At 43.2% G+C, this 22,094-nt stretch carries 22 protein-coding genes; 2 read left to right on the top strand and 20 right to left on the bottom strand.

Annotation, left to right across the window (positions count from 1 at the left end; all coding sequences use genetic code 11):
* Window positions 1-205 precede the first annotated feature (205 nt).
* From U5K35_RS15460 to U5K35_RS15425, 8 genes are all read right to left on the bottom strand, one after another.
* Complete coding sequence (locus U5K35_RS15460; protein WP_322572403.1) at window positions 206-517, bottom strand: hypothetical protein; 312 nt, start codon at window positions 515-517, stop codon at window positions 206-208.
* Window positions 518-621: 104 nt separating this feature from the next.
* On the bottom strand, window positions 622-1,089 hold the full coding sequence (locus U5K35_RS15455) for a hypothetical protein (protein WP_322572402.1): 468 nt from the start codon (window positions 1,087-1,089) through the stop codon (window positions 622-624).
* 74 nt (window positions 1,090-1,163) lie between these two features.
* The gene (locus tag U5K35_RS15450) at window positions 1,164-1,367 is read right to left on the bottom strand and encodes a hypothetical protein (protein WP_322572401.1); all 204 of its coding nucleotides are present in this window, start codon (window positions 1,365-1,367) and stop codon (window positions 1,164-1,166) included.
* 43 nt (window positions 1,368-1,410) lie between these two features.
* Complete coding sequence (locus tag U5K35_RS15445; RefSeq protein WP_322572400.1) at window positions 1,411-1,782, bottom strand: hypothetical protein; 372 nt, start codon at window positions 1,780-1,782, stop codon at window positions 1,411-1,413.
* 5 nt (window positions 1,783-1,787) lie between these two features.
* Window positions 1,788-2,285 carry a hypothetical protein gene (locus U5K35_RS15440; RefSeq protein ID WP_322572399.1) on the bottom strand — a complete coding sequence of 166 codons (498 nt, stop codon included), beginning with the start codon at window positions 2,283-2,285 and terminating at the stop codon, window positions 1,788-1,790.
* A gap of 89 nt (window positions 2,286-2,374) precedes the next feature.
* Window positions 2,375-3,847, bottom strand: coding sequence for an AMP-binding protein (locus U5K35_RS15435; RefSeq protein WP_322572398.1), 1,473 nt, complete (start codon window positions 3,845-3,847; stop codon window positions 2,375-2,377).
* A gap of 30 nt (window positions 3,848-3,877) precedes the next feature.
* Window positions 3,878-4,963, bottom strand: coding sequence for an o-succinylbenzoate synthase (gene menC / locus U5K35_RS15430; RefSeq protein WP_322572397.1), 1,086 nt, complete (start codon window positions 4,961-4,963; stop codon window positions 3,878-3,880).
* Between the two features lie 3 nt (window positions 4,964-4,966).
* A complete protein-coding gene (locus U5K35_RS15425) occupies window positions 4,967-5,851 on the bottom strand; it encodes a 1,4-dihydroxy-2-naphthoate polyprenyltransferase (RefSeq protein ID WP_322572396.1) in 885 nt (294 codons plus the stop codon).
* Between the two features lie 271 nt (window positions 5,852-6,122).
* Here U5K35_RS15425 and U5K35_RS15420 point away from each other — a divergent pair, with 271 nt between their 5' ends.
* The gene (locus U5K35_RS15420) at window positions 6,123-8,300 is read left to right on the top strand and encodes a glutamine synthetase III (protein ID WP_322572395.1); all 2,178 of its coding nucleotides are present in this window, start codon (window positions 6,123-6,125) and stop codon (window positions 8,298-8,300) included.
* A 163-nt stretch (window positions 8,301-8,463) separates the two neighbouring features.
* Window positions 8,464-9,594 carry a tRNA-queuosine alpha-mannosyltransferase domain-containing protein gene (locus tag U5K35_RS15415; RefSeq protein WP_322572394.1) on the top strand — a complete coding sequence of 377 codons (1,131 nt, stop codon included), beginning with the start codon at window positions 8,464-8,466 and terminating at the stop codon, window positions 9,592-9,594.
* Window positions 9,595-10,059: 465 nt separating this feature from the next.
* Here U5K35_RS15415 and dnaB read toward each other — a convergent pair whose 3' ends face one another.
* The 12 genes from dnaB to U5K35_RS15355 form a co-directional block, all read right to left on the bottom strand.
* Window positions 10,060-11,601, bottom strand: a complete 1,542-nt coding sequence (gene dnaB, locus U5K35_RS15410) for a replicative DNA helicase (RefSeq protein WP_322572393.1) — start codon at window positions 11,599-11,601, stop codon at window positions 10,060-10,062.
* Window positions 11,602-11,726: 125 nt separating this feature from the next.
* Window positions 11,727-12,281 carry a uracil-DNA glycosylase gene (locus U5K35_RS15405; RefSeq protein WP_322572392.1) on the bottom strand — a complete coding sequence of 185 codons (555 nt, stop codon included), beginning with the start codon at window positions 12,279-12,281 and terminating at the stop codon, window positions 11,727-11,729.
* A complete protein-coding gene (locus U5K35_RS15400; protein WP_322572391.1) occupies window positions 12,274-12,501 on the bottom strand; it encodes a hypothetical protein in 228 nt (75 codons plus the stop codon). The genes U5K35_RS15405 and U5K35_RS15400 overlap by 8 nt, the downstream gene beginning before the upstream one ends.
* Window positions 12,502-12,609: 108 nt before the next feature.
* A complete protein-coding gene (locus tag U5K35_RS15395) occupies window positions 12,610-13,443 on the bottom strand; it encodes a hypothetical protein (RefSeq protein WP_322572390.1) in 834 nt (277 codons plus the stop codon).
* Between the two features lie 22 nt (window positions 13,444-13,465).
* A complete protein-coding gene (locus U5K35_RS15390) occupies window positions 13,466-15,994 on the bottom strand; it encodes a DUF4175 family protein (protein ID WP_322572389.1) in 2,529 nt (842 codons plus the stop codon).
* A gap of 61 nt (window positions 15,995-16,055) precedes the next feature.
* Window positions 16,056-16,928, bottom strand: a complete 873-nt coding sequence (locus U5K35_RS15385; protein ID WP_322572388.1) for an MBL fold metallo-hydrolase — start codon at window positions 16,926-16,928, stop codon at window positions 16,056-16,058.
* A gap of 99 nt (window positions 16,929-17,027) precedes the next feature.
* Window positions 17,028-17,330, bottom strand: coding sequence for a cytochrome C oxidase subunit IV family protein (locus U5K35_RS15380; protein ID WP_322572387.1), 303 nt, complete (start codon window positions 17,328-17,330; stop codon window positions 17,028-17,030).
* A 24-nt stretch (window positions 17,331-17,354) separates the two neighbouring features.
* Complete coding sequence (locus U5K35_RS15375; RefSeq protein WP_322572386.1) at window positions 17,355-18,014, bottom strand: cytochrome c oxidase subunit 3 family protein; 660 nt, start codon at window positions 18,012-18,014, stop codon at window positions 17,355-17,357.
* 26 nt (window positions 18,015-18,040) lie between these two features.
* Window positions 18,041-19,783, bottom strand: a complete 1,743-nt coding sequence (gene ctaD, locus U5K35_RS15370; protein WP_322572385.1) for a cytochrome c oxidase subunit I — start codon at window positions 19,781-19,783, stop codon at window positions 18,041-18,043.
* A gap of 3 nt (window positions 19,784-19,786) precedes the next feature.
* The gene (gene coxB / locus U5K35_RS15365) at window positions 19,787-20,728 is read right to left on the bottom strand and encodes a cytochrome c oxidase subunit II (protein WP_322572384.1); all 942 of its coding nucleotides are present in this window, start codon (window positions 20,726-20,728) and stop codon (window positions 19,787-19,789) included.
* Window positions 20,721-21,563, bottom strand: coding sequence for an SCO family protein (locus tag U5K35_RS15360; protein ID WP_322572383.1), 843 nt, complete (start codon window positions 21,561-21,563; stop codon window positions 20,721-20,723). The genes coxB and U5K35_RS15360 overlap by 8 nt, the downstream gene beginning before the upstream one ends.
* Before the next feature lie 9 nt (window positions 21,564-21,572).
* Window positions 21,573-22,082: a hypothetical protein gene (locus U5K35_RS15355; RefSeq protein ID WP_322572382.1), complete on the bottom strand. Its 510-nt coding sequence runs from the start codon at window positions 22,080-22,082 to the stop codon at window positions 21,573-21,575.
* Window positions 22,083-22,094 lie beyond the last annotated feature (12 nt).

Raw genomic sequence — 22,094 nt, 5'->3', positions numbered from 1 at the left:
TTGAAGTTCACCACCAATATCAAAATGTTAGATCTCCAGCCACCTAGATACAGTATATCCGGTTACCATCAACATCTGTTGTTACTTCAGTTGCACCATAATAAATACTCTATGTGTAAAAGTCAATGGTTATTTCCAGCACCATCAGTCAAGTATAGCATTTTGAGTAACTTAACTTGATATATCTTGATCACCTGCTGATACGTCAAGTGAACCAGCTGATTGGAGCACTTGCATTTGAATTTGGGTTCGCAGTATCATTTGTATTCGCTTGAACTTGAGCAGCTGATCCCTGCTGGACATTTCCAAAAGAAACGTCAGTACCTGTCACATTTAATTCAGCTAAAACTTCAGCTGTAACATCAATATCTGCAGTATTGCTTGAGCAAAAACAGTTCCCGCTGAGAGACACAAACAGAGCGATGATAAGTGAGCTTAATTTTTTCATTTTATTCGTTGGTTTGTTGTTGTTTAAAATAATCGTTGAGTGATTTTGTTTTTTTGTTTCTGTTACCAAGATAAGAGGTTGCACTTCACACCCCAAGTTAGAGAGCTTTAATTAAGAGGCTTTAACGCCCGGTGAACAGCGTTAGAACGGCTTAATTCAAACTTTATCGGGAACTATTCGTAGATCACCGTCAGTATCACTTCTCCGGTATACACGCCTTCCCGCACGTTGCCAATATCTACATTTCCAAAAACATATACATAAAGCGAACTCCATTCCGATGAAGGATTATTCATTGAGGTTTCAAGGACAATACTCTCACCGATACCGCTTAACGGTGTGCTGAGCTCAAAATCCTCCATTCCAAAATTTGTGTATGCAGCCTGCAGATCAATCGGTATCGAGTCTAATACGTCAGGGTTTTCGTGCAGCAGTGCCTCATCCGCATCCATCTGTAAGATCACACGTTGAGTGCGAAGCGCCCGAACCCTGAATATTCCCATATTGTTTGAACCGGGCGGAATGGACTGTAATCCCATTCCCGTAATAACCTGTCCAAAATCCAAATTCCTCTCTACCGTTGTCTGAACTTCGGGGTTTACATCAATTTGAACATTCAGGGACTGGCTTATCCCGGACATCGGCAATAACCAAATAAAGATGCCAAAGATGATTAACGTGAGTTCCTTACTATTTTTGTTGCTACCTTTCATCACTATCTGTACTCCACTGTAACCGTTATGGTACCGCGGTACTGTCCGGCAACAACATTTCCTACATCTATTTGTCCGTAGAAATAGATGTAGGCGGTCTCATTTACCTGTGATTGATCAAAGTCTCCGGTGGGTGGCGGTGGCGGTGGTCCGGGCGGTTGCTGACGTCGTGACAAGATTGGAAACCTGGCGGTTCCCGAACTCATTGAGGGAGTGTTTGCTATTCCGATGGGCCTGGAAGCCGAAACGTTATTTTCTCCATTGTTCGCGTATGCCGCATTGAGAGTAAAAGGAATGGATCGCTGCGGGTCTGAATTCATAAGTGGGATCACCATCAAGGTAGAGTTTGCCGTCTGCTGTGATGTCTACATCCACATCCAGGTATTTTACACCGATAATGGATAAAACTTTTGAGTCGATCAGCTCTACTTCGTAAACACCGCCATTTGAAGTGATAGGTCCTTGAAATACCAGATCCTCCAGCCCAATATCTTCCAATTCGAGAGTGTAGGTACCGTACTGACCAAAACGAATATCCTGAGAGGTGGCAGTTTCTGCATTGAGCCCGATAAACAGGGCAATGAAGAGAGCCGTTATGATATTTTTGGATAATCCTTTCAAATAGTTCAGATGTATTCAATTTCTATTGTGAAGTCTCCCTGATAGCTGCCGGGATTTACATCACTGAGATCCACTGTTCCGCCAACCCAAAAGTAATATTCGCCATCTTCATTAAACTGAAGGTTTCGAATGTCTTGATCCAATAGCTCCGCAGTTTCCTGATCGTCGATGAAATTACCGGCAATTATGTAGTTAAAAAATATAACGCCGTCTCTGTCCTGGTTCAAGAGTTCGCGTTCACGGATGTAATCAACTCTGAACTCAGCGTTTGGTGTACCACGCGCTACCATCTTACCGGCGCGCTCTCCAAAAATTGGATCTACACGGATGACTGAGCTTTCCTGCTCAATGTTCTCAAAATCAACGGTGTTTATCGTAACCATCTCAACGGTGCCCGAAACGGTTGCCGATACAGAAATGCTTACGTTTTGTTGAGATTGAGCAACAACAAGCACGGGAAGCAGTGCAAAAATGAACAGTCCTAAAAGCTTTTTATAAATCATGCTATAATTTTTTCTTCTTCAAAGATCCCAACTTAAAGACGGTATAGCGAGTTAGTCTTTTTTAATTAAGGGAATCTAAAAACGGCCATTTAATATCTGTAAGAGCGCAATAATTCTCTTTTTTTGATTTTACCGAGAGACGTAACCGGCAGCTCTTTTTTGTGGATAAACTCTTTGGGGACCTGAAAAGAAAGAAGCTTATCCTTGAGATAAGATTTTAACTTCAATTCATCAATTTGTTCCTTTTCTGTTGTATAAAAAGCCACAACCCTCTGTCCCCATTTTTTATCCTGAACTCCAACAACTGCAGAACGGCTGATACCGGGAAATGTTTCAATGGCTTGTTCTACATCTACGGGATTGACGTTTTCGCCGCCCGTGATGATCAGATCCATCCGCCTTGACTCAATGTAAAGCTGTTTACGGTAGTTCAGATAGCCAAAGTCGCCCGTGTTGAACCATCCATTCTCATCAAATAGATCCCGATTGAGTTCGTCCGAAAGATATCCGTCAAAAACCTGTGGTCCCTTCAGCCAGATATGACCCGATTCCCTGATAGGGAGAGGTTTGTTGGCATCATCCCGAACTTCAATTTGGTTTGGTGAAAACAGATGGCCGACACTATTTTTTGGTAAATAGGTTCCGCTTGGATTTAGAATTGGATTGGCGGCGATTTGGGCAAACGTCTCCGTCATGCCGTAGCTTGTTACAATCGGTATACCTCTTGTTACAGCCCACTCGATCAGCTCAGGAGTGATGGGACCTCCGCCAAGCAGAACTGCTTTAAATTTGGAATGAGTTTGAAAATGAGTGTCATCCATCAAATTAATCAGCATGGTTGGAACCATGGATGCAACTTCAAAATCCATTTTTGTTGACAAAAGATCCCTGATGGTGTCGGTATCGAAAGAGTCCAGTCTGTAGATAGCTGAGCCGTATAAAATGGAGCGGAGTATGATGGATATGCCGCCAACATGATTCAACGGCAGGCAGAGCAGCCAGTATCTGTTCTTTCCCGGTTTGAAATTATTTGCTGATGCGTCGGCAGCAAAGAGCACCTGCCTTCTTTTGATCGGGACAATCTTGGGTGTGCCTGTAGACCCGGATGTTAAAAACAGCCCTGCAATTTGTTCAATATCCGATAAGGAAAATGTTGATTCGTCAAACTCACCCTGAAGCGTGAGCCGGTCCTTATCAATTTTAATCTGCTGAGCATCGAAGACGGTTTTAAATCTGTCGGGATCATCAGTGAAAATAAGTGCCGGTTCAATCTGGGATTTTAGAATCTTGGCATCAGTATCAGAAAACTCTTCGTGGAGTGATAAAAACGGGATTTTTAATAGAAAACAGGCAGAGATAAGAAAAATAATTTCATCAGAAGATGGACCGCAAATAAGAAACGGCTTCTCTTTAGAAAAATTTATTCCGTTCGTTTTTTTCGACAGCCAGCTCGTAAATCCATATAGATTTTCATAGGTATAGCTCTCTTGTTCCGACGTCAGAAAGGTCAGCTCTTTTTCAGGCTTACTGAAAGTTGGAATTTTTTGAAGCCGCGAACTCATGATTCAGTAGAGTTAATGTTGAGCATATAATCAATCAACGACTTGGTAATAAGAGTTATTTAAATCTTCAATTTTGGTTGAGCAAAATCCGGATTCTGGAAGTTTTAATTTTCCATTTGAAATCAAGTTTTCGTTAGACAGATCGGTTTTGAAAAAACGACCGGTGTTGAGTCCGTGAGCCATTGTTGGATCTCCAATGAGAGACGCAACAGAGGTAACCGCTTTTCTGCCAACGGATGATTCCAATGCTGTAGTAACAACAATCCTATTAAAATGAGTTCTATGGCGAGCTAATGTTTCAAATAAATCGAACAAATTACCCAGAACTGTCGGTTTGATTACAATTATCGTTTCCGGCAGCTTTTTGAGCACTACTTTAAGATGATCAATGTTTTTTATGGATTCATCCAGTGCAATCGGAATTGTAGATTTTTGATTAAAATTGGCCAAAGTCTGAATGTCCGAATTGTGGCACGGCTCTTCGATATACTCAATATTGAATTCTCCTAACTGCTCTGTGATCTCTGAAAATTGATCCGCCGGCCATGATTGGTTTGCATCAACGCGGAACCTGCAATCTTGTCCTGCAGTCTGACTGAGTGCCTTCAAGGTTTTGACGAGTTGATCAACCGGGTATCCGGATTTAATTTTGAAGGTTCTAAACCCGCTATCGTAGCTCTTTTTAAAATGATGAATGGTCTCTTCCACATCCTGAATGGGCAATACATCATTTACAAGAACTTTCGGCTGATATTTGACCTCAAAAAGATCAAACAGAGATCGTTGACTTCTTTCCGACAGGATTTGAATACCCAAAAAACTCAGAGCGAATTGCAGGGATGGCAGCTTCGGGAATTGTTGTAAAAATGTCTTCAGCTCTTCAAGTGAATAGGATTGGGAGAAGAAAATATCAAGAGATTCCTTTTGATCTGTGACTGTGGTTTTAACTTCTTCTAAGCTTTCAGTGGAAAATCCCGGAAGGGGAGCGGCTTCAGAGATCACTTCGGTGGAATCATCCGAATACCGAATAAGAAGACCTTCTCTATGATGAAACACTCCGGAACCGGTGACGAAGGGTTTTGAAAAGGGGAGTCGGTATGTGAATATTTCGATCAAGAGTTAAAGAATCAGTCCGGCTGCAAACAAAAACCCGTAAATGATCATCAATTTTGACGTTCTTTCGAGGGTGTTGTTCAATGTACGCTTATCCTCATGGTACCAAACTTCTTTGTTCAAATTCCAGGCGAAGAAAAGGGATAGATAGGGAAGAATGATAAAAATCGAATAGTCTAAAAAATGATAGAAAAACACGGGCGTCAGATAAGCCAGCGCAATCATGACTACGTATTCAATTTTAAGGGCGGTTTCACCAAACAGAACACCCAGAGTACGTTTGCCGGAAACTTTATCCTGCTCAACATCTCTCAGATTATTGACAACTAAAATGTTGACGCAAAGTGCTCCAACGGGAATTGATGCCCAAAACGCGTGCATACTCCACTCCAGAGTGTTTACATAGGTTGTACCCATCACGGCTACGAAACCGAAAAAGATAAATACGAATATGTCGCCCAGGCCATTGTAGCCGAGAGGGAATGGTCCGCCAGTGTACAGAATACCAAACAGGAGAGATAACAAACCAATCCATAAAATAACCCATCCACCAATCCAAACGAGATACAACCCGGCTAGAAATGCAATGAACATGGTGATTGAAGTAGCTCTGAGCATTGACTGTGGAGTTACGGATCCGGAAGAGGTTGCCCGTTCAAATCCGATTCGATCATCCGTATCTGCGCCTTTTACAAAATCGAAATAGTCGTTGGCGAAATTGGTGCCAATTTGGATGGCAAAGGCGCAAAACATGGCAACCAGAGTAGCGATCCACATGAACGAGTCTTGCCGGAATGCAATGGACGCACCCACGAGTACGGGAATAAATGCAGCTGCCAGAGTTTGAGGCCGGGCCGCTGAAAGCCAGACCTTAAATGTAGATGATTTCAAAAGGCGTTTTCAGTTACACGTTTAGAAAAATAGTTTGCTAAAGATACAGAATGAATGAGTGCCTTAAAAAATTCGACACATCACCGGTCAGGATAAATAAGTTTTGTTTTGAGACAAGCTGGAAGCGCTTTTAGATTAAATAATAATTTAAATAGAATAATAAACGTAAATAAGTAAGGAATTTTAAAATTACTAAGAAATAATTTTAATTATTTTCAAACACTGATATATTTCCGCTGTTCAAAACTCCGAACCTAAATTTTAAAAAATAATGTCACACACAACACGTCGCTACGATACGCTTGCAGCAGCTCGAAACTGGAATCCACAGGCCAATGGTGATTTTCAGCATATGAACATAAAAGAGGTTTTTGGTAAGTACACTCTTACACTTGATGATCTCAGAGAGCGGCTACCCAAAATAGTTTGGAAGGAATTAAAGAAGACGGTTGAAGAAGGTCAGGAGCTTGATCTTTCGGTAGCCGATGCAGCGGCATTAGCCATGAAGGAGTGGGCAACAGAAATGGGTGCTACACACTTTACCCACTGGTTTCAGCCGTTAACAGGAGCAACGGCAGAAAAACACGATAGTTTTATTACACCGAACCAGGGAGGCGGCGCAGTATCAGAATTTTCCGGAAAAGATTTAATTCAGGGCGAACCGGATGCCTCCAGTTTTCCAAGCGGTGGCCTCAGGGCTACATTCGAAGCGAGAGGATACACAGCCTGGGACCCGACATCCCCGGTTTTTTTAATTGAAAACCAAAATGGTAAGTATCTCTGCATACCAACTGCATTTGCATCCTGGACAGGTGAGGCACTGGATCATAAAACTCCACTTCTTCGATCTGTTGAAACACTGGACAAGCAGACGAAGCGCGCTCTTTCACTGTTTGGAGTAGAGTCAAAAAGAGTAACCTCTACGGTAGGCTGCGAGCAGGAGTATTTCCTGATCGATCAGGAGTTTTTCTACCGCAGACCGGATTTAATGACTTCAGGCCGTACTCTGGTGGGTGCTAAACCACCACGCGGACAGGAGCTGGACGACCACTATTTTGGGTCAATACCTGACCGGGTTCTTTCATTTATGCTGGAAGCCGAACGCGAACTTTACAAGCTGGGTATTCCTGTAAAAACCCGTCACAATGAGGTTGCTCCGGGGCAATTTGAAGTAGCTCCGATTTTTGAAAACTGCAACATTGCAGCGGATCATCAGCAGCTGATGATGATTGTTCTGAAAAAGGTTGCTAAAAAGTATGGATTTGAGTGCCTTCTTCACGAGAAACCTTTTGACGGTCTGAACGGCAGCGGCAAGCACCTGAACTGGTCGCTCAGTACGGCAGAGGGAATGAATCTGCTGGAACCGGGCGAAAGTCCTCACGAAAATATGCAGTTTCTGTTTTTCTTTTCAGCAGTACTAAGTGCAGTATATAAGCATCAGGACCTGTTGAGGATTGCGGTAGCCAGTCCAAGCAATGATCACCGCCTTGGAGCGAATGAGGCACCGCCTGCTATCATTTCGGCCTACATTGGCGAGCAGCTGGAAGATATCATTAAGCAGTTGCTAAATGGTGGTTTGAAAAAATCGATGAAATCCGGTTTGATGGGTTTGGGATCTCCTGTACTTCCTACAATTCCGAAGCATGCGGGAGATAGAAACCGAACGTCTCCATTTGCATTTACCGGCAATAAGTTTGAATTCAGAGCGGTTGGTTCAAGCCAGTCTGTATCCTTCCCAATTGTGGTACTGAATACTGCAGTAGCTGAAGCGATTGATACCATGTGTACCAGCCTGGAGAAGAAAATGGAGAAAAAGGATCTGGAACTTTCTCTCAAGGAAGTTCTGGTTGAGACAATGAGTGAAGCCAGAGATATCATTTTCAACGGAGACGGTTACTCTGACGAGTGGCAGAAAGAGGCTGAAAAACGAGGATTGCTAAATCTGAAGTCTACAGCTGAAGCACTGCCTCACTTAACCAAAGAGAAGAACATCCATCTGTTTGAAAAGTATAATGTGATGTCGGCCCGTGAAATCCATTCACGACTCGAGATTGCTGCAGAACAGTACGTAACCAATCTGAACATTGAAGTAGATACCACTGAAGCTATCGCCAGAACAATGATCTATCCTGCGGCTGTTCGTTACATCAACGAGCTTACTGAAGCCGTTAAGGAAACCGGAGATCTGGGTTTGGATAACTATGGTTCCAAAGAGATGCTCACTACCGTAAACGGTGCTTTGAATGATCTTGGAAAAGCGATGATTGAACTCAAAAAAGTTCAGGATGATATAAAAAACGAAAGCCTTATCGGGCTTTGTGTGGAGTATCGCGAAAAGATTATTCCTGCGATGAGCAAAATTCGGGATTCTGTGGATTATCTGGAACGGTACACGGCTGATGACTACTGGCCACTCCCAATCTACCGTGAAATGCTGTTTGTGAAATAGCAGTTTAGAATCTGTTTTTTTTCCGGCACGTAACTATTAAAACCTGTTCGGTTCAATTCATGTAACCGGACAGGTTTTCTTTTTGATGCCTTCTCAATAATCCCATCTTTTTATTTTATATTCTCAGCTTAAAGTAACAGGTCAAATCTAAACGGTTGAGACATTGAATATTTTAGCAGTTGAACCATTTTACAGCGGATCGCATAAAGCTTTTCTGAAAGGCTTACAGGAGAACTCTCGTCATAACATCTACTCGATCAACCTGAACTACAAAGGCTGGAAATGGAGAATGCATGGCGATTCTGTGAAAATGGCTGAGATGGCAAGTCACGTTGAGGAGGATATTGATCTGTTGCTTGTGAGCAGTATGACTAACCTGCCGGCATTTTTAGCATTGACAAATCCCAGATTTGCACACACGCCCAAGATCATGGTGATGCACGAAAATCAGCTTACCCAGCCGATGCCGGAAGGAGAGGAGCGAGATTTGACCTATTGCCATATCAACTATCTGAGCATGCTGTCTGCCGATAAACTTCTTTTCTCTTCCAAATTTCACATGCAGGATCTTTTTGGAGCCCTTCCTGATTTTTTGAATAATTTCCCGGATGACAAAACGTACAACACCGTTCAGCAGATCAAAGACAAAAGTATGGTGATGTATCCCGGACTGGATCTGAAATATTTTGATAATCAACCGGATACCAGAAGTGAGAATGAACGGCCGGTCATTGTTTGGAATCAGAGGTGGCAGTTTGATCGAAATCCGACCATGTTTTTTAAAGTGCTGAATCGCCTGAACGACATTGATCTTGAGTTTGATCTGATATTGGCCGGTGATACAAAACACAATAAACCGGAAGAGTTTGAACGGGCGTGGAAACGGTTTGGTGATCAGATTACGCACTTCGGTTATGTGGACGATCCTGAACGATACAGTCAGCTTCTGCACTCAGGGGATATCGTTGTATCGACGGCAACCTACGAGTTTTTCTGTGTGGCAATTATGGAAGCTGTCTATTGCGGTTGTCACCCGTTGGTTCCCAATCAACTGCACTATCCGGAGCTGATACCGGAGAGTTTGCACAGGCCGCTGTTGCACTCTTCTGTGCTATATGAGTCTGAGGATGAGCTTTTTAAATATCTCAAAGATCTGCTGACAGGCGAAACTCAGCCTCTGCCTAAATCATCCCTTCAAAATATCAATAAGCATCTGGACTGGAGCCGAATGATCGGAAAGTACGATGCTCTATTTGATGAGCTCGCACAAACTGAAAGCGTTGCATCGTTTTAAATATGATTGCAAGAATTTGTATGACGACTATGTCAAAAACTGAGCTATGAAAGTAAAAATGTTTAGACGTCTGATAAATTTCTCAACGATTGCCCGGTAATTTGGTGCCGGTTTCGAATAATATTGGTTTAGTACCGCCTCAAATCTATTTTCTGCATGTAAGAACACTCTCTGTTCGGCGGGCGACTTTGTCGCGTTTTGGCTCCCCAAGCTTCCGCATGGGGTTATGATCTGATCGCTCCTTTGCAGGAGCTTGATCCTGGAAGCATCTAGCTATTAGATAAAAGTTCGGTTCTCTCACAAAACTCAAAGTGTATCTCAACTGTAAATCAGATTAAGAAGCATACCCATTTATGGGTAATACAGACGAGTTTAGCAAACAGAGCTTTAGCGACGTTTGGCCGGTAATTTATTACCGGTTCCTTCAACGGGGCAGGCGCCCCGTTGTACAATCAATATCAGCATCTAAAATGGAGCTTCATCATCACCGCCGGGGCTGAAGGGTGGAGGTGCTCCACCTGTATCGCCACCTCCTGAACCCGCATCCGGTGGAGGAGGCAGTGAGCTCTGGTCATCAGAATCTCCAAATGGATTGTTATCCACGCGAGTCAATTTCTCGAATCGGGCGTACTCTTTCACAAAGTACATTCGGGTAGATCCTACCGGACCATTACGCTGCTTTCCGATAATCAGCTCTGCCAATCCGTTCGTGGATTCACCCTCAGCCGTTGTGGTAATTCCATAATATTCAGGACGGTAAAGAAAACAGACAACATCGGCATCCTGCTCAATGGAACCCGACTCACGAAGGTCAGATAGCTGAGGCCGTTTATCACCGCCACGCTGTTCAACTGCACGGCTAAGCTGGGCAAGAGCAATGACAGGAACATCGAGTTCTTTGGCAAGTGCTTTCAGTCCACGGGAGATGGTCGCAATTTCCTGCTCACGGTTGCCGATATCTTTTGAAGAGGCAGTCATCAACTGAAGATAATCGACGACAATCAGCCCGATATCGTGTTCGCTTTTAAGCCTGCGACACTTGGTTCTAAGCTCCATTACGCTAAGGCTGGCTGTGTCGTCAATAAAAATATTTGCCGTAAAAAGCCGACTGGCCGCATCAATCAGGCGTTTAAAATCTTCATCTTTCAAACGGCCGGTACGGGCAGCCTGTGCGTCAATTCGGGCTTCCATAGTTAGGAAACGCTGAACAAGTTGCTGAGCAGACATCTCAAGACTGAAAAGAGCTACATTGGCCTGCAGGTTTTCATCAGGGTGAAGTGCCGCATTACGGGCACATGTCAGTGTAAATGCCGTTTTACCCATCGATGGACGAGCTGCAATAATGACGAGATCGCCCTTCTGCCAACCCGATGTGTAATTGTCTACATCCAGTCCTGAAGGCACACCGGTTACTCCGGCAGGTTTGCCTCTCAAATCTTCCAGGTGAGCAAGAGTGTCTTTTAACACATCACCAATCTTTGTTGCGTTGGCCCGGCTCTTTGTATTGGCTATATCAAAAATACTCTGCTCGGCGTTGTCTAAAACATCGTAAGCATCCGTAGTGGAGTCGTAAGCGGCTTTGATAATCTCGTTGCAGTTGAGGATCAGATTACGCTTTACTGCTTTCTCTGAAATAATCTGCGCGTGATAGTCAACACTGGCTGCTGAACTTACCGATCGGGTCAAGTCAGCCAGATACCCGGCACCTCCTACACTGTCGAGAAGAGATTTATCGCGAAGCTCATTTTCAACCGTGATTAAGTCGAGCGGATTGTCGCGCTCATAGAGATCAAAAAGAGTTTCAAAAATATGTTTGTGAGCCGGCTTATAAAAATCGTTGGGTTTCAGAAGCTGAAGGGCGATTGTTGCCGCTTCATGTTCGATGAGCATTGCACCCAATACCGCCTCTTCAATTTCAACAGCCTGCGGAGGAACTCTGCCGCCATCATGCGGAGCCGAAGAGTTCTTTTTACTGTTTTGATAATTTGAGCCGTTTTGACTGGCCATAGATTGCTAAACCAAGAATTTTACTGATAAGAGAATAGTCGCAAGTGAAGGTAATTTACCCTTTGACCGGCTTTATAAACTACAAAAAAGTGAGCCAAGATTTCAGCCGAAAATTTATTTTTGTTTTAAGGATTGCCACTTAATTCATCATACCGTTTGCGTACGTTTTGTACATCTTCCCAGGTGGGACGTTTCCACTGTGAGTTTCTGAGCAGAGCAGCCGGGTGATAGGTCACGTAGAGTTCTCGACTGCCAAATTTGTGAAATTTTCCTCTCATATTTTTGAGAGTATCATCCCGGTTGAGCATAGTCTGTCCGGAAACCTTACCGAGACACAGAATAATTTTTGGATCGATCAGTTCTATCTGCCTATTCAGATAGGGGAGGCTTCGTTCAGCTTCTTCCGGTTTTGGATTTCGGTTACCCGGCGGCCGGTGTTTTAAAATATTTGCGATATAAACATCATCCCGTTTAAAATTAATGGCACCCAAAATTTTATTCAAAAGCTGGCCTGCAGCACCAACAAATGGTTCACCCTGTTGATCTTCCTGTTCGCCCGGCGCTTCACCAATCAGCATCAAGTCAGCATTTTGATTCCCGACCCCGAACACTAAATTGGTGTTTTCAAGATCGGTTCTAAGTTCATCTGCCGTTTTACAGAGTTGTTCTAAATCATCCAATGTAGAACACGCTTGCAAGCTTTTCGGCCGGTGATAGTGCTTCTGTCTTATTTTCTGATGGTGATTCGGTATCCTCTTGTCTAGTTAACTCTTTAACTTCTGCCGGGTGGTCAGACAGATCTAACTCCCGGTCTGAAATGGAAAAAGGCCCGTAAATTTCTTGCTCGGTTTTCAGGTAATTGATGATGTCATCAATCGATATTTGGTCAGATTTGCTCATGTGGCATTTGAGAATAATGTGTACTGATTAGTTGTCAAAACTTTACAAAATTGAAAATGCAAAAGAGTTGGAAGAGGGGCAAAGGTTTTACTCTTTTAGACCTAAAAATCACTGTCTTCCGGGCTGTTCTTCAAATCTTCGCAGTTGTTCGAAATACTTTTCTATCAGTCGCTGAAACGACTCGGAAAAACGTGTGTAGTTAGGATCTTGCAGGCGGGTTCGAATTTCCTGTTCAAGCTCTTCCAAAGTCATTTCAGGTGGAAGGGTTTGATCATACTGAGATGACGCCGTTCCTTCCCGCTCATCCTTTTCTCCTCTCTGCTGTAAAGCCTGCTCTGCATTTAACATCCTGGAAAGAATATTTTGCTGCCTCTCCGTCATAATGGGATCCGTCAATCCGCCACGCATATCATTAATAGAATCTTCCATTTCATCCATCATTCGCTGAAGCTCGCTTAAAACGCGGTCACCGGATTCAAATGCTCCTCTTTGCTGCAGTTCGCGCAGCTGCTTTCTGATTTCATTTTGTTGACGAGCAAGCTGATCCAGCCTTTCCGTTTGTTCCTGACTCAGACGGTCGCCCTGCATGTCGTTGATCATCTGCTGAAGCTGCTGGTTTAGCTTCTGCTGATCACCTGACATCTGCTGCATCTGTTCCACCATCTGCTGCATGCTCATTCCTCCGCCACCGCCTCCGTTCTGTTGATCCTTGAGCTGATCAATGAGGGACGCAAGCATGGAAGCCAAATCATTAATTCCGGCAAATGCTTCCCTTGATGAAATGGAAGCGTTGCGTTGATTTCTTTCAACCATTTCATCAAGCGACTGATTTAAACTGCGCTCTACCTCAGCTTTTTTTCTGTTAATCTGATTGGGTACGCCCGGCAGTTCAGACGAAACTTTGAATAGAGTGTCTGCAGTTATAGAGAATTGGTCAGCCACATTCTTTTGATTTCGTGCCAGATCAACAAATCCCTGGCTTCTGCTTCGAGTTTCGGCAGGTTGTTTTTGTGATGTACTCCTGCAGATCAGAGAGCTCCAGCAAAGTGTAAAGCGATTGCTGCAGCGCTAGAATGTTAACCTGAATTTGCTGCCCGCTCATCTCACTTCTGGCCGATCTTATTTTTTGTGCCTGTTCCTGAAGCTGATTACTGATCTGCTGTTGTTCATTTTGGATTTCGTCGCCGGTCTGATCATTTCCACTGCTTTTTTCATCTTCAGTTTGTCTGTTCAGATCCTCCAACTCTTCGGAGATTTCATTCAGCTGAGACTGAGACTCCTCTTTTAACTGCCTGATCTGCTGCTCAGATCTTTTCGGTGGATTTTGATCCAGATTTTCGAGTTGCTCAGAGATAGATTCAATGTCTTCATCACTGTTTTTCAGTTCATTTTGGAGGTTCTCCAAAGACTGATTATCCTGTGGCTTGATTCGATCGGAGAGATCTTCATATTGGCGGGCAAGCTTGTCGAGATCGCTGTTCATTTTGAGCTGTTTAAACAGCTCAACGGTACGTTCAAGGCGCTCTTTATATAGATTTTCATTGAAATTTACGTTTTCCAAAGCTTGTTCAATTTCATCGGGAGACATGTTCTGAAGTGCCCTTTGAAGTTCTTCCATAGCCTCGCGAAGTGCGGGATCATCCAGCTCCTTCATCAACTGCTGAAGCTCACGGTAGGCTCTCTGAGTCTCTTCCGAAACATTTTCATTTTGCATAATCTCAGACTGAAGCTGTTCGAAGCGTTCGCTCATTTCTTTTACAGCTTCATCAATGTCCGATTGCTGTTCCCTGATCTCTTCCAGCATCTGCTCTTCCTCAAATCCACCTTCAGGATTTTGTCTGAGTCTCTCCAGAAAATCTTCATACTCCTGCTCCATGTTTCTGAAGTTTTCAGAAATCTCATCCATTTCATCCTGAACGTTGCGCTCCCTGCGATCAAGCTCTTCAAAGCTATCTGCCAGAGAGGGGACAATAAGAGTTACAACATTCGAATCGTTGTATTTAGAACCGGATACTTCGTCATTATCCCAGACACGAATTCTGAATTGAACTTCATCGCGCGGCCTCAAATCTAAACTGTTTAATTCCCACTGATAGTTTTCTGTGTATCCGTTGCCCGGCCTCGATAAAGCTTCACTGCCTTGAATCGGGGTTTCAACAAAAGCACGGCGTTGATCCCACATCAACTGTGCCCGAACCAGTCCGAAGTCATCTGTTGCCCTGTATCTGATGTTCAGAACCTCGGGATTTGAACTTTGAAATGAACCGGTGGGCTCAAGAATGGAAACAACGGGCGGACGGTCTTCCGTGATCTTTAAGACTGTCCGGTATGGATTACTGTTCTGGAGACTGTCTATATCAGACATCACAAACGAGAGCGTATCGTTTTTCACGGGAGTAATTGTGAGCTTAATCTCAGTTTTGCCATTGTTAGATTCCATCTCAGGTACTTTATTTTCATCTGTCCGATTCACCGTGATGGAAGTGAGCTCTTTGTTGGTCACGCCTCGAAATGAAATTTCAGAACCCGGATAGAAGGAAATATCAGAGAAGGGATACGTTATTTCTGTATTTGAAAGTTGAGTATATCCCGGCGGCTCTACTTCAGCGATGAGCTCTTCGAACCTGGGCTGCAGACGGATTTCTGCCACGTACTCGTCACTCACAAATCCATCCATCTCAAATCGATACGAAATCGTATTGGTGAGCTCTATCTCAGCAGGCCTGAATCTGTTTTCCCCGATATTCTGAACTTGTCTCGATCTGTACTCTTCCTCTACATCTGTCTTGAATGAAAGCAGGACCTGGTCGGGTTGATTTCCGTCAGTAAAATCTATTTCAGGTCTAAAAACAGAACCGTGCTCTAAAGTCACATCCCCCGGCGTGATTGTGTATTGATAGGGGTTGGGCTTGGAAAAAGTCTCCCAAAACTGAAATGTTCTGGCCGCTGACTCAGAAAGAGCTACAGAAAGAGATCCAAAAAGCAGGAGGGTGCCCAAAAAGAACTGGATCGACCGTTTGTAATATCTGTATTCAGTCTTTTGTTGAACATACTTTTCAAGATCGGATTCAATTTTAGCGGGATCACTGTTTATGAGGTTTTCCGTTACCGCTGCACTGTAGAAAACAGAATCTTTCTGATCGGGAAAGAGATGCAGATCAACAGCGCTCAGTAGCTTTTCATGTCCTGTGTCTGAAAAAAAATCAGTGTAAAATTTCTGAAAAGCGTATATGGAAAAATTCTCCCTAATTTTCCATGCTGAAAAAATTGCAGCCAAAACCAGTGCCAGCAGAAAGACTATTTTTACAGTGGATTCTGCATAGAGGTAGTTCTCAAAAATAAAGAACAGTGATAATCCGCCTAACAGAACTGCGATTATCGAAAACAGAATGGTTCTTCTTCTGAACTTTCCCAAACGGGCGTGTTGTGTTCTCAGGAACTTGAGAAGTTCTTCCAGTTTGTTCTCTGTTTTGTTTTTTGGGTTTTGAGACATTCAGGCACTGAAGCTTAAAAATATTGTGACAGACACATAAATCAACGGAATAAATGGATAATTATTCGATGTCGGATATCTTCATGGATTGATCCATAGAATATTTTCCATCCTCATTTTTCAACGTGATTATTTCGTGTTCTGCGTCGTGCTCCATAAATATATACCAGGATTGATCCATGGCTTTTTTAAAGAACTCTTTCTTCTCTTCAAGAGTTTGAAGTGGCTTCATATCGTAACCCATAATCCAGGGGAGAGGCACGTGTGCGTAGGTTGGAAAGAGATCAGCAGCGTAGACAATGGTTTTATTACCGTCAGTAAATACCGGAAGCTGTTGGCCTTCTGTATGACCATTCATTACAACTGTTTCAAAACCTTCCTCAAACGTTACACCGTCGTCGGTAAGGTTCAGTCGTCCGCTATTTTTAATAGGATTTATGTTTTCCGGAAAGAAGCTCGCTTTTTCGCGATCATTTGGATTTGTAGCCGTTTCCCAATGCCGTTTGTTTACGTGATAGGTTGCGTTTGGAAAGACCTCAAAAAGATTTCCGTCACTGTCATAGTCTGAAGTACCGCCGCAGTGGTCAAAATGGAGATGAGTAAAGACCATGTCGGTGATCTCTTCAGGTCTAATGTCCAGCTGCTTTAGAGAGTCGATCAGGCTGCTGTGGTCGTAGTCCAGTGAATAGATCTTTTCCATCTTTTCATTGAACTTATTGCCACATCCGTTGTCAATAAGATAGATACGATCACTTTTTTTCGATTTCACCAACATGCATCGCATAGCCATGGGAATGCGGTTTTTATCATCAGCCGGTATCATTCTGCTCCAAAGTGTTTTGGGTACAACGCCAAACATTGCGCCTCCATCCAGCTTGAATCTTCCGGTTTCCACGGGATATAATTCTAGATTTCCAATTTCCAAGCGATTCATCTTTTGCAATTTGAGTTCTGTTTTCTACTGTCTGAAATGTAAATAAAAAAAGGCCGATCTCGTAAGAAATCGGCCCTGATAAAAATGTATAAGTCTGCTTTAGAACGAAGGAACAGGATCAACTCTGTACATTGTATCCAACAGCGTAATTCCAATCAGTAAAAGGAAGAATATGATTGAAAAGACAAACAACAGTGAGTTGAATTTACTGTCCCAGTAGAGATTCATGAAGAAGAGCAGTACCAGTAATGCTTTTACAATAGCAATTCCAATAGCTACAACCACGTTCCAAGGTGCAGGTATTTCAATCCATGTTACGCCAACAGTAACGAATGTTAAGAAAAACAGGGTGATGGCAATTCCCCAGAGAAATTTAGCTGATGAAATATGATGTCCACTCATAATAGTGTGTAGTAATTTTTTCAGTTAGTCGATCAGGTAGAGTAAAGGAAACAGGAAGATCCAGATGATATCCACGAGGTGCCAGTATAGTCCGGTAATTTCAACCGGTGTGTAGTACCCGCTGTGAAATACGTTCTTCTTCGCTTTAACAACAAGCCAGATCATAAGCCCTATACCTACAGTTACGTGAATTCCATGAAGCCCGGTCATCATATAGTAGATACTAAAGAAGATGTTTGCTTTTTCGTGAGCAATTCCCTCGAAGGTGTAATATTCCCCGGGGTAAATCCCTAAATGGAACTTGTGTGAGTACTCAAAGAACTTAATCACCATAAATGTCAAAGCTAAGCCGATGGTGATGTAAAGGTTTATGATTAACCCTTTGATCTGATTCAGCTGAGCAGAACGAATTGCCATGGCTACGGTCAGTGAACTACCAATCAATACGAAGGTATTCACAGCACCCCAGAAAGAATTGAGTTGAGTGGATGCCTCCAGATAGAGTTCGGGATACCACGCCCGGTAGGCGATATAAGCTGCAAAGAGTCCACCAAACATGAGAACTTCAGTTACAATAAAAACCCACATCCCCATTTTTGCGGTTTCGAACTGTTGATCACTGTCAACGAAGTGATGTTGAACGTGATCCAGCCTTTTTTCTTCAATAGCAGAAGTTGATGACATAATTTCTGATTTCTTATTCGTTTGAATTACGCTTTTTCTGATGCTGTGTCAGGTACGTTCACCGTATCTTCTGCGTGGTGACCGTTGTGTGATGATGCAACTCCTAACTGGAATTCCGACATCGGTTTGTGATAATCGTACGGCCCGTTAATGATAACCGGTATGTAATCGAAGTTGTGCAGTGGTGGAGGTGAAGATGTTTGCCACTCCAGTGCACGGCTGCCCCAAGGATTTGAGCCTGCTCGCTTACCTTTAACCAGAGAGTGGAGGAGGTAGCCGGCGATAATAAAGAATCCAACCCCCATGATGTAGGCTCCAATCGTTGATGTTTGATGGAATGGCTGGAACTGTTCAATGTAGTTGAAATATCTTCTAGGCATTCCCTGAGAGCCCATGATAAACTGTGGAAGGAACGTCATGTTGAAACCTATGAAAATAAATGCGGCCGCAATTCGAGCCCAGATCTCGCTGTACATTTTTCCGAACATCTTAGGCCACCAGTAGTGAATACCTCCGAGGAAAGCCATTACCATACCGCCAACCATCACATAGTGGAAGTGAGCAACCACGTAGTAGGTGTCGTGCAGGTGAATATCCACGGACAGAGCACCAAGCATAATTCCTGTAAACCCACCGATCGTGAATAAGAAGAGGAAGATCATGATGTAAAGCATGGGCGTTTTTAAATCGATCGAGCCTTTATACATGGTAGCCAGCCAGTTGAAAATCTTAATACCGGTCGGTATACCTACCATAAATGTTAAGAAGGAGAAAACCATGTTTGCCAGTGAAGACTGACCTGCCGTAAACATGTGGTGACCCCAAACGAGGAATCCGATAAACGCAATAGCCAGGGATGAAAGCGCGATAGCCCAGTAACCAAAGATGATTTTCTTGGAAAAGGTGGATATAATTTCTGAAACAATACCAAAACCCGGTACAATCATGATGTATACGGCTGGGTGGGAGTAGAACCAGAAGAAATGCTGATACAGTACGGGGTCACCACCTAAGTTGGGATCAAAGATTCCGATTCCCAATGCGCGTTCCATGGTTAGGAGTAATAAGGTAATGGCCAGTACCGGTGTAGCCAAAACCTGTATAATGGAAGTAGCGTAAAGTGCCCATAAATTAAGCGGTAATTTCGCCCAGGTTAAACCCGGTGATCGGAGCTTATGGATCGAAACGATAAAGTTTACACCCGTAAGAATAGAAGAGAAGCCAAGTATAAAAATACCTAACGTCATCATCATCACACTTCCGCCCGTAGTTGCACTGTATGGAGTGTAGAATGTCCATCCCGTGTCAACGCCGCCGGTTAAGATTGCTGTTAACGTAAAAAGTGCACCGATTACGTAAATGTAGAAACTGGCAAGGTTCAATCGCGGAAAGGCCACATCTTTTGCCCCAAGCTGAAGGGGTAATACAAAGTTACCCAAAACTGTTGGCACAGAGGGGACCAGGAAAAAGAAAATCATGATGGCCCCGTGCAGGGTAAAGACCTGATTGTACTGATTGGCCTCCAGGAATGACCTTGCGGGTGACCAAAGTTCTGTTCTGAGAACCAGAGCCAGAATTCCTCCTACAAGGAAGAACAGCGCAATTGCCCCCAGGTACATTAGACCAATCTTCTTGTGGTCTACGGTAGTTAACCAGGCCCAAAGTCCCTTCTCTTCGTTGAGATAATGTTTCTCAGGATTTTCCTCCGGCTTGTAGCGCCGAACCTGAATTTTTCTAAATGTGGTATTGGATGCTTCGGATGTAGCCATGATCTATTGTAAGGTTTTTATATACTCAATGATTGCATCAATCTGTCGGTCGTCGAGAGTACCTGCATACGAAGGCATAACGGCCTGATAACTTTCGTGAACTTTTGAATTGGGTTCGAGGATACTTTCACGAACGTAATTTTCATCAAAAACGACGGTTTCGCCACTTTCCAGGGGCACTTCAGATCCCCATGAACCCTGGAATGATGGTCCAACCAACCGGGTGCCATCAGTGGAGTGGCATGTCACGCACGCATTTCTTTGTGTGAGCATCTCACCGCGTTCGGCTGGTTCCATATCTTCGCCACTGCCTCCGGAAGACTCGAGCCAGGTTTCAAAATCATCCTGAGTTTGTACTATCGTGGTTGCCATCATATTGGAATGGGCAGTACCGCAATATTCTGTACAGAAAATGACAGATTCACCAACTTCAGTTGCTTCAAACCAAACGGAAGTATATCTGTTCGGCAAAACGTCTTGTTTAATTCTAAAATCTGGAATATAAAATGAGTGGATAACATCGTCTGAACTCATTACCAATTTTACAGGCCTGTTAACGGGAACGTGTAATTCATTTACGCTGACGGTTCCATTTTCGTAATGAAATTCCCATAACCAGCTTTTACCAACTACCCGAACTTCATAGGCGTCTGAAGGAGGGGTTATCTTTTGTACGTATGTACTATATCCCCAACCAAAAACGATGATCACCAGAATAAGTGGAATAACGGACCAGGTAATCTCAAGTTTGTTGTTATGAGAAATTACCGGAGTTACATCATCTTCCGATTTTCTTCGGTATTTCCATGCGAAGTAGATAATTGCAACAGTAATTCCAAAGAGAAGAATAAAGCTGGTTACATTGATGAAGTAGAACAATGCATCTGTTTCACCGGCCATGGTACTTTTAGCCGGTGGAAGCATATATTCAATAAGTCTATTCATGTTCAGTAGTTGTTTTTGAGTATTTTGTAGATAGGTGCTCTCGCCTCCAAAAAATTCCAAGAAATATACCCAGAATAATCAAGGTAGCCAAGCCACCGAGTTTCATAATATTCATCGCAACCGGGACATAACTTTGCGATGATGGATCGTATGTAAAACAGTACATGACAACCTGATCAATAGCTGAACCGATGTTACCGTCGGCCGCCTCATGCAGTGCATTTCGAAGATCAAGCTCTCTGAATGTAGCCCCGTACAGATACCGTGTGATTTTCCCTTCCGGGCTCAGCATCATAATGCTTGCGAGGTGAATGTATTCACCGTTGCGTTCATCATACTTGTAACGAAACCCGATCGATTTAGTCAGTGCTTCAATTTCCTGCCGGTTGCCGGTTAAAAAGTGCCATCCCTCTTCGGCTTCAGGCCTGTCGAGAGATTCCAAATAAGATCGTTTATTTTGAGCAGCAAGCTCAGGACCTTCTTCCGGGTCAATACTAAAAGAAATAATTGTGTAATCTTTTCCCGGAGACCACACCAATTGATCCACAACTTTATAAACTGCATCGAGAACCAGACCACAAAGAGTAGGGCAATCGTAGTACAGTGGGTTTAAAAGTACAGGTTTTCCGTCAATGAATAGATCTCCGAGTCTTACTGAATCACCTTCAGAGTTGGCAAACTTCAGATCGAGGGGAATGGTATCCCCAAGTTTTTCATCAACACCAATTTCTTCAAGTATTTGCGGTTTAGATTGATTTAACTGAGCAGATACTGAACCGGCAGTAAAAATGAAAAACACTGAAATCAATATTCCGATGTTCAGTGTATACTTCATAAAATTACTTTAATTACTTTCATTCACTATTTCTGTGATAGCACTATCAATCGGGATACGATAAATACCTTCTTCAGGGTTAACAACACCGTAGCTGTTGAGCGTTTCAGAATCTTTTTGCTGAAGTTCCTGAATATCGTAAAACTGACTTTCCTGGGATGTTCTGTCGGCTACATTTGATGTTGTATAGCTGTGTACGTAGAAAACTGATACGATAATCAGCAATACAACAGCAGATCCAAATGTGGTCCAAAATACAATTTTTTTGTAGTCCGGTGTATCAGAAGAAACACCAAATTCAACAGAGGTAGCGTAGCTATCGGTTGTCTCGATAGATATACTATCATCGTCTTCATTAACGGAAGTAACACCGGTTTCGCGCATCCAATTCTGTATTTCTTCAACAGAAACATCGTATTCTTCTGCAAGTTCTTGCAGCTTATTTTCTTGGCCGGATGCAGCTTTCAAAGCAATTGCTGCTTTTTCTTCTTCAGTGAAATTTTTTGAGCTTTTACTCATATCTAAATGCAG

Source organism: Rhodohalobacter sp., from assembly GCF_034521535.1.
GTDB lineage: Bacteria > Bacteroidota > Rhodothermia > Balneolales > Balneolaceae > Rhodohalobacter.
Note: the sequence above shows the minus strand (reverse complement) of the source record. Positions and strands in the feature narration are given on the sequence as shown.

Bases quoted from the DNA above. Each gene is read 5' to 3' on its own strand.
- U5K35_RS15455 (WP_322572402.1), bottom strand. From the start codon at position 1,089: ATGTCCGGGATAAGCCAGTCCCTGAATGTTCAAATTGATGTAAACCCC.
- U5K35_RS15450 (WP_322572401.1), bottom strand. From the start codon at position 1,367: ATGAGTTCGGGAACCGCCAGGTTTCCAATCTTGTCACGACGTCAGCAA.
- U5K35_RS15440 (WP_322572399.1), bottom strand. From the start codon at position 2,285: ATGATTTATAAAAAGCTTTTAGGACTGTTCATTTTTGCACTGCTTCCC.
- U5K35_RS15435 (WP_322572398.1), bottom strand. From the start codon at position 3,847: ATGAGTTCGCGGCTTCAAAAAATTCCAACTTTCAGTAAGCCTGAAAAA.
- U5K35_RS15420 (WP_322572395.1), top strand. From the start codon at position 6,123: ATGTCACACACAACACGTCGCTACGATACGCTTGCAGCAGCTCGAAAC.
- dnaB (WP_322572393.1), bottom strand. From the start codon at position 11,601: ATGGCCAGTCAAAACGGCTCAAATTATCAAAACAGTAAAAAGAACTCT.
- U5K35_RS15400 (WP_322572391.1), bottom strand. From the start codon at position 12,501: ATGAGCAAATCTGACCAAATATCGATTGATGACATCATCAATTACCTG.
- U5K35_RS15390 (WP_322572389.1), bottom strand. From the start codon at position 15,994: ATGTCTCAAAACCCAAAAAACAAAACAGAGAACAAACTGGAAGAACTT.
- U5K35_RS15385 (WP_322572388.1), bottom strand. From the start codon at position 16,928: ATGAATCGCTTGGAAATTGGAAATCTAGAATTATATCCCGTGGAAACC.
- U5K35_RS15380 (WP_322572387.1), bottom strand. From the start codon at position 17,330: ATGAGTGGACATCATATTTCATCAGCTAAATTTCTCTGGGGAATTGCC.
- U5K35_RS15375 (WP_322572386.1), bottom strand. From the start codon at position 18,014: ATGTCATCAACTTCTGCTATTGAAGAAAAAAGGCTGGATCACGTTCAA.
- ctaD (WP_322572385.1), bottom strand. From the start codon at position 19,783: ATGGCTACATCCGAAGCATCCAATACCACATTTAGAAAAATTCAGGTT.
- coxB (WP_322572384.1), bottom strand. From the start codon at position 20,728: ATGAATAGACTTATTGAATATATGCTTCCACCGGCTAAAAGTACCATG.
- U5K35_RS15360 (WP_322572383.1), bottom strand. From the start codon at position 21,563: ATGAAGTATACACTGAACATCGGAATATTGATTTCAGTGTTTTTCATT.
- U5K35_RS15355 (WP_322572382.1), bottom strand. From the start codon at position 22,082: ATGAGTAAAAGCTCAAAAAATTTCACTGAAGAAGAAAAAGCAGCAATT.